Raw genomic sequence first — 12,329 nt, 5'->3', positions numbered from 1 at the left:
AGATTAAATATTAATTAAAAAAACTAAAGAAGGGAAATTATGGAAATTAAAACTATCAAAACTGATGTCTTGATTATAGGTTCTGGTGGTGCTGGTTGTAGAGCAGCAATAGAGGTATCTAATCAAGGAAAAGAAGCATTAATAGTTTCAAAGGGTCTTTCATTTAGATCTGGTTGTACTGGAATGGCTGAAGGAGGATATAATGCTGCACTTGGATTAGTAGATCCGGAAGATAGTGTAGAATCTCATATAAAAGACACCTTAAAAGGTGGTAGTTACCTTAATGACCCTAAATTAGTAGATATTTTAATTAATGAATCTCCAGATAGACTCCGTGACTTAGAAGAATATGGTGCATTATTTGATAGGCAAGAATCTGGAGAATTAAATCAAAGACCATTTGGTGGCCAAACTTATAGAAGAACATGCTTTCAAGGAGATAGAACTGGCCATGAAATAATGACTGCACTTAAAGAAGAAATCATTAAGCGTGATATTAAAACCGTCGATGAAGTAATGATTACAGCTCTTATTAAAGATGATAGAAATGATATCTTATCAAAGGTTATTGGTGCAGTTGGACTTGATTTAAAAAATTCTAATATTATCTATTTCCAAGCTAAAGCAGTTATTCTTGCAAGTGGTGGAGCTGGTCAATTATTCCCAGTAACTTCAAATACAACTCAAAAAAATGGAGATGGATTTGCACTTGCATGGAATCTTGGAGCAGATTTAATTGATATGGAAGAGATTCAATTTCACCCAACTGGAATGGTTTATCCAGACTCAAGAAAAGGTGTTCTTGTAACTGAAGCTGTAAGAGCTGAAGGTGGAAGGCTTATCAATAGTGAAGGTGAAAGATTCATGGGTCGTTACGACGACCGTATGGAGCTTGCTACCCGTGATGTTGTTGCAAGATCTATTTATAATGAAATCATGGAGGGAAGAGGTAGTGAACATGGTGGAGTTTACCTTGATTTAAGTCATCTCGACCCTGATTTAATTGATGAAAAGCTTGAAACTATGGTACTTCAATTTGAAGATATTGGTGTAGATATTAAAAAAGAGCCAATGGAAGTAGCACCAACTGCACACCACCATATGGGAGGGGTCAAAATCAACGAAGATGGCCAATCTACTGTTGAGAATCTCTTTGCCTGTGGTGAAGTCTGTGGAGGAGTTCATGGTGCAAACCGTCTTGGTGGAAATGCCTTAGCAGATACTCAAGTATTTGGTAAAAGGGCAGGATTTGCAGCTGCTCTTGCATGTGATTTATCTGAAATACAATATAACTTCAGTGATGTAGAGGCTGAAAAAGATAGAATTGAAGGTCTTATTAAGGAAGGTTCTATTAATCCAATAGATATGAAAAAAGAAATCCAACAACTAATGTGGGAGAAGGTGTCTATTGTTAGAAATGAACAAGATCTTAAATCAGCTCTAGAAAGGCTTATTAAAATGAAAGAAGAATTAAAAGATCTTGATGTTGATGATAGAACTCAATTTAATGAATCACTCCTAACTGCTCTTGAAGTAATTAATATGGTTGAAATTTGTATACTTATTGTAAAATCAGCGATACTTAGAAGAGAAAGTAGAGGAGCACACTTTAGAGAAGATTTCCCACAAACCAATGACGATATTTGGAAAAAGAGCATTATTATGGGAAAATCCAAAATTAGATTTGCTAAACGTTAATCCAAGCTTTTTGAGCCTTCGGCTCAAAAACCTTGACCAAAACTTTTTTTTATTATGGAGTTATATATTTTCTACATTTTTTATTAAAGGGATAATAGTTCGTATAAATAAGAATTATTTAAATTATTAAAAAATATAATTATCCAAAAAGTTGTTTTTCAAAAATTTTTGCTATTTCTGTTTTATCCTCCTCAGAGTAATATTCATTATCAATATCAGTAGTTAAAGAAAACATAACAAGTTCATAGATAACTTTATTAAGAGCTAATCCTTTTTCAGTTAATTTATATTCAATATTTAAAGGATCTTCATCATCAACAATCCTTTGAATAAGGCCATTATATTCCATTTCTTTAAGGCAATTAGATAGTACTTTATTAGATAAATTAGGTTTATCCTCTTTAAATTCATTAAAACGAGACACACCGAAAAACATATCTCTTAATAATTGAATAACCCATTTTTTATTAATTAATCCCATTGCCAATTCAACCGGACATTTCTTTGCTTTTTCTTCAACCATTTAAATTCTCCTAAAATACTAATGATATTTTTATAAATTCATTTATAAAAACCTAAAGTAACCATAAAGTAACTTTATATTAAAATAATTCTTTAAATTAAAATTAAAAGTAAAAATTAAGTTAAAAATAGCTAAAAGAAATTAATTTAAATTAATACAGGAAATAAACAGATGGCATGTGATAAAAAGTTTAAAAGTTACTTTAAAGTAACTTATTAGTTTATTAATATACTAATATAAAATATTATTAAAAGTTTGAAATAGTGATGTTTTAATTAATAATTTAAAATACATTTTAAAATATCGATTAAAATAAAAATTCTTTAAACTTTTTAAAAAATAGGAGATAAAATTATGTACAAATTAAATGCTTGGACTAAACAAGATGCTTATTACAGCTCTAAAATCGCAGGAAATTACTTTGGCATGAAAAAATCTATGATTTCTACTGCATGCGGAGAAGAAAAACTCTCAACAGCATGCGGAGAAGAAATAAATACTGCATGTGGAGAAGAAAAACTCTCAACAGCATGTGGAGAAGAAATAAATACTGCATGCGGAGAAGAAGTATTTACTGCTTGTGGAACTGATTTATACTAAATAAATTAAAACAACCCTATTCCTTAATTAAAAAATTATTTAAATAATTCTAAATAGATAAAAAGATAATTTTAAAATAGTTCAAAAATAATAAAAAGTTTTAAAAAGATCTAAATAGATAAAAAAATAATTTTTATAAAATTAAGGAATTTCTTATTTTTTGTGGCATTAAAATGACAGAATTTTTCCCTTTTCAATTTCACATAACTGATGAATGTGATCAAAGATGTAAACATTGCTACATATTCTCAGAAGAAAACAATAAAGCAATCATTACAATGGATTATGAAAATATTATAAAAATCTTCAATAATTGTTATGATATGTGTGAAAGATTAGAAAGAAAAACTTTTTTTACAATAACTGGTGGAGACCCTATCTTACACCCATATTTTTGGAAAATTCTAGAATTTTTAAAAGATAATAAAACACCCTTTGGAATCTTAGGTAATCCATTTCACCTAAATGAAAATGTTTGTCGAGATTTAAAATCATATGGTTGTCGATTTTACCAATTATCTTTAGATGGGCTTAAAGATACACATGACTATTTTAGAAAGGAAGGGTCTTTTTATACAACACTTGAAAAAATAGCTCCACTAAAAAATGCAGGAATTCATGCAAATATCATGACAACTGTTTCTAAAACAAATATTAATGAAATACCTGGAATAATAGAAAAAGTTGTTGAATATAAAGCAGATTTATTTACATTTGCAAGGTACTCTCCAACAAGTTTTGAAAAAAGTGCTCAAATGACAGCACAAGAATATAGAGATCTATTAGATACTTGTTTTAAACTATATGAAAAATATAATAATAGTGGAACTAATTTTAGCCTAAAAGACCACTTATGGACACTTTACCTATATGAAAAAGGCCTATTTAGAATACCAGAAAATCTTGATGAAAATATTATCTATGATGGTTGTAACTGTGGAATAGGTCACTTAACAATTTTACCTAATGGTGACGTTTTTGCTTGTCGTAGAATGGAAAGTAAGATAGGAAATGCCCTTGAAGAAAGTGTTTATGATATCTTTACAGGGCCAAAAATCGATTACTACAGACAATACGATAAGTTTGAAAAATGTTCTAAATGTGAATTACTTAGATTCTGTAGAGGTTGTCCATCAATAAGTTATGGTTATACTCACAATTATTACTCTCCAGACCCACAATGCTGGAAAGAGATTTAAAAATAAAGTAAAATAAAAAATAACCCCCAATAAACCCCCTATTAAGAAAATAATTAGTATTAAAGAGAATATTAAGTAAATGACTAAAACAATACAATGATAATTTAAAGGTGGAAAAATGAAAGCAGTAGTCCTTGAAAGAACTTGTAAAGCAGAAGACTTAAAAGTAAGTGAAGTACCAATTCCAGAAATAGTTGAAGATAAAGTACTTATTAGAGTAAAAGGATTTGGTATAAATCGTTCTGAAGTTATTTTAAGAGATTATGAAGCTGATGAATCTTATATTAAACTTCCAAGAATTCCTGGAATTGAATGTGTTGGAGAGGTTATAAATCCATCTAATAGTAATTTTAAAAAAGGAGATATCGTTTGCTGTTTAATGGGAGGAATGGGTAGAACTTATGATGGAAGTTATGCAGAGTATACATTAATACCTATAAAGAACACTTTTAAAATACAGGATGAAAGTTTAGAAAAATTAAGTCTTGAAAAATTAATTTCAATCCCTGAAACCTATTTTACTGCATTTGGTTCATTATTTGAATGTTTAGATTTAAAAAAAGAAGATATTCTTTTAATTAGAGGAGGAACAAGTGCAGCAGGTTTAAGTGCCATTCAATTAGCTAAATCTATTAATGCCACTATCATTGCAACAAGTCGTAGCGAAAAAGGAATAGCTAAATTAAAAGATTTAGATGTGGATTATACTATTATAGATAATGGAAATATTAGTGATGAAGTTTTAAAAATCACCCACAATGGAGTAGATAAAGTACTAGATTTCATCGGTGCTACATCACTTAAAGACTCTATGAATTCATTAAAATTTAGAGGAATAATTTGTGTTACTGGTGTTTTAGGAGGAGAAGAATATATTAAAAACTTCGATCCAATTACTTATGTTCCTAATGGAAAATATCTTACAGGATTTTTCAGTAATTATCCAAGCCAAGAAGCAATAGATGAATTATTTAAATTTATTATAGATTATAATGTAGAAACTAATATTTCAAAAATTTTCACTAATTTAGAAGATATTTCTAAAGCACATAAACTTATGGAATCAAATAAAGCTCAAGGAAAAATTATTTTTAAATTAGAAGATTTATAATCTAAATTAGAGATTTATAATTTAAATTAGAGATTTATAATCTAAATTAGAGATTTATAATGAATAAAAAAACCTTAAAAACTTAAAAAAATCTTAAATAAAATACTAAAAAAAATTTAATTTAAATTAGCTTTTAGAGGGGTATAAATGGTTAGAAAAGAAGATTGCTTAAAACAAATTAGAGAAGTTATTGATGGTATTCTAAGTACTGTTGATGAAGAGGGAAATCCACAAAGCAGAGTTATTGATATAATGCTTATTGATGAAGAAACCGTTTATTTCTTAACTGCACGTGGAAAAGATGTTTATAAAGAAATTATAAATCATCCCCAAGTTAGTTATCTTAATTTAAGAGCTAATAAATCTGTTCGCATTACTGGTATTGCTAAAAAATTAGATAATCAAAAAGAATGGATAGACAAAATGTTTGAGGAAAATAAATATATGAACAACGTTTATCCAGGTGATGCAAGATATATACTTGAACCATTTTATATTGAAAAAGGAGAAATAGAATTCTTCGATTTGACTCAAAAACCTATTTTAAGAGAAAAATTTACAATAGGAAACTGGGAAATAAAAGAAAAAGGATTTTTAATTAGTGAAGAGTGTATTGAATGTGGAACTTGTCAAGATTTATGTCCACAAAAAATTATAAAAGAAGGAAGTCCCTTTGAAATAGCTCAAAATCACTGCTTACATTGTGGCTTATGTTATGAAAACTGTCCTTCAGAAGCTATTCATAGAATTGAATAAAATAAAAAACTCGACTTATCTAAATTTTTAAATATTAAAAAATAAAAAAAGAAGATGAAGATTAATTAAAGAAGATGAAGATTAATTGAAAAATAATTAAAGTTTTTCCGTGTTTAAAACTAATTTTAATAAAGCTTTTTTTAAAACTTTCTTTTCATCATCATTCATTCCATCCATTACTGCATCCTCCCAGTAATCAATGGATTTTAGGATTTTATCAGTTCTTTTAAGGCCCTTATCAGTTAATTTAACTAATTTTCTACGTCTATTAGATGGATCTTCGATTCTTTTAATAAGGCCAGCAAGTTCAAAACGCCTTAAAAGCTTTGCAGTATATCCATCACTTACTTTAAATAAATTTACTAAATCTTTTTGACTACCTTTATCTGAAAATCTTATTCTAAGTAAAAATGGAAGCTCTACCATACTAATATCATCATCAATAAATTCTTCATCAATATAATTTTTAAAGCTAGCTACTAACTCTTCTACAAAATGATAAATTCTAATACTTTCTACATTTTCTTCATTAAACTGACTAGGTACTACCATTAAAACCACTTTTAATCTTATTTATGACTTATATATCATTTAATAAATAATTCATTACCGATAGTAATTATTTAAAAATTAACTTCCTAACAAAGATATATCTATTTTATAAATTAATAAAGTTTTTAAAATAACTTTTTCTTTAAATAATTATTTCCTAAGGAAAGATTTATATAATTAAATATATAAACGATAGTATATAAGCTTTTAATAATTTTAGTGATTTACTAATAAAAAAATAAAAATAATTTAATTAAGGAGATTAAAAATGTCAGACAATGTTATATTTGGATTTGGAGCTATGAGATTAGACTTAGAAGATGAAAATAATCCAAGCTCAATAAATTTTGATGATTTTACAGAAATGATTGACTATTATATGAATCAAGGCTTTAACTACTTTGATACATCCTACGCATATCACGAAGGAGCATCAGAAGAGGGGCTAAAACTCGGACTTGTAGAACGATACCCTCGTGAATCATTTAAAATAGCTGATAAAATACCTACATGGTTATTAAAAAGTGAAGAAGACAATGAAAAATATGTAAACATCATGCTTGAAAGACTTGGTATAGATTATTTTGACCTATTATTAATACATAATATTAATGAAGCTTTCTTTAAAATAGCTGAAAATTGTAAAAGTTTTGACTATATTAAAAAAGCAAAAGAAGAAGGAGTAGCTTGTAAAATTGGAATCAGTTATCACGATAAATCCAAGCTACTTAAGGAGATTCTTGAAAAATATGGAGATATAATTGATGTTGTTCAATTACAATTAAACTACCTTGACTGGGAAAGTAATTTAACTGAATCAAGAAAAAACTATGAGATTTGTGAAAAATACGGCATTGATGTAGTTGTTATGGAACCTATAAAAGGTGGAACCTTATTTAATTTACCAGATAATATTAAAGAAAAGTTCAAAAACAATAATATGAGCTTAGTTGAAGCTGCTTTAAGATTTGCAGGAAGTCCTAAAAATGTTAAGGTAGTTTTAAGTGGAATGGGTAATATTGAACAGATGAAAGAAAACTGTGAAGTCTTTAAACCATTTAAACCATTGAATGAAGAAGAAAGCAGGTTTGTTTTAGAAATATCCAATGAAATTAAAGAACTTATTGCAATTGATTGTAGTTACTGTGGATATTGTTTAAAAGAATGTCCTATAGGCATTCCAATTCCGGATTACTTTGAATTGTATAATAGTGAAAAAATGTTTTCTCTTCCATCATTACATGCAATTTATGGAACAACATCCGCAACAAATCCTCCAGCATCTGAATGTAGTGAATGTGAATCTTGTATGGAAATCTGTACTCAAAAATTAAATATTCCAGATTTATTAAAAGATGTTGTTGATTGTTTTGAGAATTCTGGAAAATAAATTGGAAAACAATTGACAATTTTTGATTAAAATATTATATAAATTAAAATTAAAAAAGCTTAATTATTAAATTTAAAATAAATAATAAAAAATGAAGGTGAAAAAAATGAAAACTTTAGTAACTTATTTCTCTGCAAGTGGAGTAACAAAAAGAGTAGCAGAAAAAATAGCAGATGCAATTGATGCAGATATCTTTGAAATCTCACCTGAAACCCCTTATAGCTCTGCAGATTTAGATTATACAAATAAAAACAGTAGATCTACTATTGAAATGAATGATAAATCTTTTAGACCTCCAATTAAAGAAACTATTGATATATCCGAATATGATATTATATTGATTGGTTTTCCAGTATGGTGGTATACAGCCCCTACAATCATAAATACCTTTATTGAATCTTGTGATATGGCTGGAAAAACTGCTATTGCTTTCTGTACCTCTGGTGGAACTGGAATTAGAGCTTGTGAGAATGATTTAAAAAATGCATATCCTAAAATCAATTGGAAAGCAGGTAGAAGATTATATGGTAGAGAATCAGATGATGAAATTAAAAATTGGGTAAATGAATAAGTAATTCATTTCCTATATTTTTTTAAATTTTATAATAGTTTGAATATATAGGAATAAATAAATTTATAAATTACAAATTAATAATTCATAAAATTCTTAGGAGGGTCTGAATTTCTTCATGTAAAAATTCATTTAAATTTTCCAAAAGAAAAATAGTATTAGAAAAAACTAAAATCCTCAAGCCTCTAAACAATATTTTTATATTTTTAAAAAAAATGTTAAAAAAAGATAAAAAGAAAAAAATAATTAAATTAAAAATTAAATTAATTTAAATTAATTAAGCACATTATTGCTTTTAATAATTTGGATAAATACTCTTTGGAGGATTTTCTAAATCGATAACTTTTTTATTTTCAAGATTTTCATAGCCAAGAGGTGTATGTGTTGATAAATAAACTGTTGGATTATTTTTAATAAACTCACGTACTGCATCTAAAGTTTCTCTTGATTTTTCGACATCTTCAAAAACAATTGATAACTTATTTGCATACAATGCCTCATCAGTATATGTAACATCACCATGAATCATGTAAAATAAACCATCATTTTCTATAATTACAATGCTGTTACCTATAGTATGGCCAATAGCTTCAATTAAATATATACCCTCAAGTATTTTTTCTGATTTTTTAAAGTTATAATATTCCCCATCTTTAAATTCAACAGGCACTAAATTATCTCCATCATAATCCACTTCATCTGCTTCTGTTTTTGAGAGATATATTTTTGCATTAGGAAAATGTCTTAGTTCTCCCGTATGATCTGGATGTTTATGAGTTATTAAAATCTTAGTAACATCCTCTTTTTCATAACCTAATTCTTTTAAAGCAGATAAATAATCATTGATTCTATTACCCATAAATAAAGTAGTTGATTCATCAACTTCTTGTTTTGGAAACTCAATAGGCATATCAGTATCAACTAAAATTACTTCATCCCCAGTATCTATTAAATAATTCTGAATACTTGACCTATATTTAATTGAAGAATCAAAGTTGTCTATTCCTTCTTCTCCACCAAATGCAAAAGCTTGTGTCATAAACCCATTTTCATAGGTTTTAATTGCTTTTATTTCCATATTTATCACCATCATACTTATAATAAATAGCTTCAACCATAATAGGTATTAAACTATTTATTTCCTAGAAATTTCAAGTATAAACTAAATTAAATTTATCTGAAAATTAATTAATTATATTTTAAAATTTAATTAGTAGTATTTTGATCATTAATTAACAACTGGGTTAAATAGTTTTGTTTTCCAATCATTTTAATAAGATCTAATTGCTGTTCACTCCAATACATATCTTCTTCTTCATCTTTAAGATATAATTTCATTAAATCATAAGTAGTAGCATCAAAGATACCAGAATCCATTGCTTCATTTACAAAAGCAATACCTTCAACAGATACATTATAATCTGCCTCTATAAATTCAATAATATCAGAATAAATTGGTTTTTCTTCTTGTGCTTCTTGTTTGATATCTCCACCTAAATCAAGGATACGGTCCATAAATTGTTCTACAAAATCCATTTCTTCAGTTGCATGAGTTGCATATTTATCTCCAAGAGATTGAAAACCTAATCCCTCAAAGATTTTTGATTGAATTCTGTGTCCAAATGAATTTGCAGATAAACCAGTGACGATTGCTTGTAGTATTTTAATTGTTTCTTCTCTATCAGACATTTTTTCACCATAAATAAAAGACTTTAGACTCTTAAGTCTTATTAATATTTTTATTAATCAAATATTTAAATTTAACTAAAATATAATAGATATCTAAAAACAATGAACATAAAAAAATAATTAAAAAAATTAAAAAATAGTAGAAAAAATCTAAAAAATAAAAATAGTTTAAATATCAGCAATAGCTAAATTTGAGTAATCATAAAGCATCTTTTTAAATAGTTCTATTTCTTCTTGACTATAGCTTTCATTAAGTTTACTTTCTCCCTCATAAATAACTTTTATTAAAGAAAATACTGTTAATTTACCTATATTGGTTAAGCGAAGATTTTTTCTACATTTATTATTCTCATCAACTAAACGTTCGATAAAACCTTTATTTTCTAATTTTTTAATTATTTGAGCTACATTAGACTCTGAAACAAATAATAAATCTGCTAATTCTCTTTGTGATATATTTTGATGATAGAATATATTAATCAAATAAGTAGAATCTCCAGAGGTAATTTCTTTAAAATTTTCTCTTAAATAACGAGCATATTGTAAATTAATATATTCCATATACAAAATAATCGGTGTAAAAGAAATTCTTTCATCTTCAAAATTTAAATCAGCCATTTATTTCACCTAGTATCTCTTTTTTATTATTTAATATCAGTTTAATAGACAAAAGAATTAAAAAAATTAATACATAATAATCTATTCAGATTCTGCCTCTTTTAATTCTTTCATTTCTATAATAGCTCTTTTTGCCTCAGAAAGTATATGTTCTTCATCTACTGTAAGTAATTTTCTACCTTCCATAAGGATTTTACCATTACAAATGGTAGTATCAACATTTGAACCATTAGCAGAATAAACAAGGTTTGATGAAAGTGTATTACTTTGAGGAGTCATATTAGGATGCTTTGTATCAAGCAATATTAAATCTGCTTTTTTACCTACTTCAATAGCTCCTGCATCAATATTCAATGCTTTAGCACCATTATAGCTTGCCATATTAATAACTTCATCAGCATTAGCTAATTTTGGATTAAGTGTATGAACTTTCTGTAGAAGTGCTGCAAATTTCATCTCATCAAAGACATCAAGATTATTATTACTACTTGCTCCATCTGTACCAAGAGATACACAAATATTTTCTTTTAATAATTCACCTATTGGTGCTACACCTGAGGCAAGTTTCATATTACTACATGGGTTATGTGAAACTTTAACATCATTGTTTTTAATCAAATTTATCTCTTTTTCATCTAACCATACACAGTGAGCAGCAACAACATCACTATTTAAGAAGCCAATGCTATCTAATAACTCAAAAGGTCTTTTATTTTCATGAGCTTCCTTACTATCATTAATTTCCTTCATGGTTTCGTTCATATGAATATGGATACCAACATTATACCTGTCTGCTTCTTTTCTAACCCTCTCAAGAAGCTCAACTGATGCTGTATAAGATGAGTGCGGACCAAACATAGTAGTTATTCTACCATCTGCAGTATTGTTGTGATTTTTGATTAAGGATATGTTTTCTTTAAATTCATTTTCACGTTTTTCTTTAATACCAAAATCAATCATACCATATGATAAAACAGCTCTCATACCAATTTCTTCAACTGCTTGTGCTACACCATCCATATAGAAGTACATATCTGAAAAGCAAGTTGTGCCTGATTTAATCATTTCAGATGCACCAAGAAGTGCACCAATATAACAGTACTCTCTATTAAGGTGAGCTTCCATAGGCCATATATAATCATTTAGCCAACTATCTAATTCTAAATCATCTGCAATACCACGAAGAAGTGACATTGAAATATGAGTATGAGTATTTACTAAACCAGGCATTAATATCTTATCACTAGCATCAATTATTTTTTCTGCATTTGACTCCTCTATCTCTTTATTTATTTCTGAAATTTTATCTTCAACAATTAAAACATCTGCATTTTTTTCTTCTGTTTTTCCATTTCCCAATGGATTTAATATCTTTGCATTTTTAATTAATATATTTTGACTTTCCATTAAAACACCTTTGTTTAAATAAACGACTAATTAATTATTTTTAAGCATGCTGGTATTTTTAACTTTTTAATATATAGACTTATTATTTATTTTATTATTTATTTTAAATAAATTTAAAGATTTTTATAAAAATAACAGAATGAAAAAATATTATTTAAATAGCTAAAAATGATTAAAAACCGAAAAAACTAAAAAATAACACAAACCGAACAAAA

13 protein-coding genes are annotated in these 12,329 nt (G+C 27.2%); 7 read left to right on the top strand and 6 right to left on the bottom strand.

Features of this window, described 5'->3' with window-relative positions:
* The first annotated feature begins 39 nt into the window (after window positions 1–39).
* Window positions 40–1,698 carry a fumarate reductase (CoM/CoB) subunit TfrA gene (tfrA, locus tag BM020_RS02885; protein WP_067148221.1) on the top strand — a complete coding sequence of 553 codons (1,659 nt, stop codon included), beginning with the start codon at window positions 40–42 and terminating at the stop codon, window positions 1,696–1,698.
* Between the two features lie 139 nt (window positions 1,699–1,837).
* Here the strand turns inward: tfrA and BM020_RS02880 are convergent, their stop codons facing one another.
* Entirely contained in the window at window positions 1,838–2,221 is a 384-nt protein-coding gene (locus BM020_RS02880) for a winged helix-turn-helix transcriptional regulator (protein ID WP_067148224.1), read from the bottom strand.
* A 354-nt stretch (window positions 2,222–2,575) separates the two neighbouring features.
* Between BM020_RS02880 and BM020_RS02875 the strand changes: the two genes are divergently transcribed.
* The 4 genes from BM020_RS02875 (at window position 2,576) to BM020_RS02860 (ending at window position 5,887) form a co-directional block, all read left to right on the top strand.
* Window positions 2,576–2,821: a hypothetical protein gene (locus BM020_RS02875; RefSeq protein WP_067148227.1), complete on the top strand. Its 246-nt coding sequence runs from the start codon at window positions 2,576–2,578 to the stop codon at window positions 2,819–2,821.
* 173 nt (window positions 2,822–2,994) lie between these two features.
* Window positions 2,995–4,020 carry a radical SAM/SPASM domain protein, ACGX system gene (gene acgM / locus BM020_RS02870; protein ID WP_067148230.1) on the top strand — a complete coding sequence of 342 codons (1,026 nt, stop codon included), beginning with the start codon at window positions 2,995–2,997 and terminating at the stop codon, window positions 4,018–4,020.
* Window positions 4,021–4,138: 118 nt separating this feature from the next.
* Window positions 4,139–5,131 (top strand): zinc-binding dehydrogenase, encoded by a 993-nt coding sequence (locus tag BM020_RS02865; RefSeq protein ID WP_067148233.1) that lies wholly within the window; start codon window positions 4,139–4,141, stop codon window positions 5,129–5,131.
* 147 nt (window positions 5,132–5,278) lie between these two features.
* Complete coding sequence (locus BM020_RS02860) at window positions 5,279–5,887, top strand: 4Fe-4S binding protein (protein WP_067148236.1); 609 nt, start codon at window positions 5,279–5,281, stop codon at window positions 5,885–5,887.
* 96 nt (window positions 5,888–5,983) lie between these two features.
* Here BM020_RS02860 and BM020_RS02855 read toward each other — a convergent pair whose 3' ends face one another.
* A complete protein-coding gene (locus BM020_RS02855) occupies window positions 5,984–6,439 on the bottom strand; it encodes a MarR family winged helix-turn-helix transcriptional regulator (protein ID WP_074798117.1) in 456 nt (151 codons plus the stop codon).
* A 268-nt stretch (window positions 6,440–6,707) separates the two neighbouring features.
* Here BM020_RS02855 and BM020_RS02850 point away from each other — a divergent pair, with 268 nt between their 5' ends.
* The gene (locus BM020_RS02850; RefSeq protein WP_067148241.1) at window positions 6,708–7,829 is read left to right on the top strand and encodes an aldo/keto reductase; all 1,122 of its coding nucleotides are present in this window, start codon (window positions 6,708–6,710) and stop codon (window positions 7,827–7,829) included.
* 106 nt (window positions 7,830–7,935) lie between these two features.
* Window positions 7,936–8,400 carry a flavodoxin gene (locus BM020_RS02845; protein WP_067148244.1) on the top strand — a complete coding sequence of 155 codons (465 nt, stop codon included), beginning with the start codon at window positions 7,936–7,938 and terminating at the stop codon, window positions 8,398–8,400.
* 295 nt (window positions 8,401–8,695) lie between these two features.
* Here BM020_RS02845 and BM020_RS02840 read toward each other — a convergent pair whose 3' ends face one another.
* From BM020_RS02840 to BM020_RS02825, 4 genes are all read right to left on the bottom strand, one after another.
* Entirely contained in the window at window positions 8,696–9,478 is a 783-nt protein-coding gene (locus BM020_RS02840; RefSeq protein WP_067148247.1) for an MBL fold metallo-hydrolase, read from the bottom strand.
* 128 nt (window positions 9,479–9,606) lie between these two features.
* Complete coding sequence (locus BM020_RS02835; RefSeq protein WP_067148250.1) at window positions 9,607–10,089, bottom strand: ferritin-like domain-containing protein; 483 nt, start codon at window positions 10,087–10,089, stop codon at window positions 9,607–9,609.
* A gap of 168 nt (window positions 10,090–10,257) precedes the next feature.
* Complete coding sequence (locus tag BM020_RS02830) at window positions 10,258–10,707, bottom strand: MarR family winged helix-turn-helix transcriptional regulator (RefSeq protein WP_067148254.1); 450 nt, start codon at window positions 10,705–10,707, stop codon at window positions 10,258–10,260.
* Between the two features lie 81 nt (window positions 10,708–10,788).
* Window positions 10,789–12,114 carry an amidohydrolase family protein gene (locus tag BM020_RS02825; protein ID WP_067148256.1) on the bottom strand — a complete coding sequence of 442 codons (1,326 nt, stop codon included), beginning with the start codon at window positions 12,112–12,114 and terminating at the stop codon, window positions 10,789–10,791.
* Window positions 12,115–12,329: the final 215 nt, after the last annotated feature.

The sequence above is a fragment of the Methanobrevibacter olleyae genome, assembly GCF_900114585.1.
Lineage (GTDB): Archaea > Methanobacteriota > Methanobacteria > Methanobacteriales > Methanobacteriaceae > Methanobrevibacter > Methanobrevibacter olleyae.
This window is presented reverse-complemented; position numbering and strand designations above follow the sequence as displayed.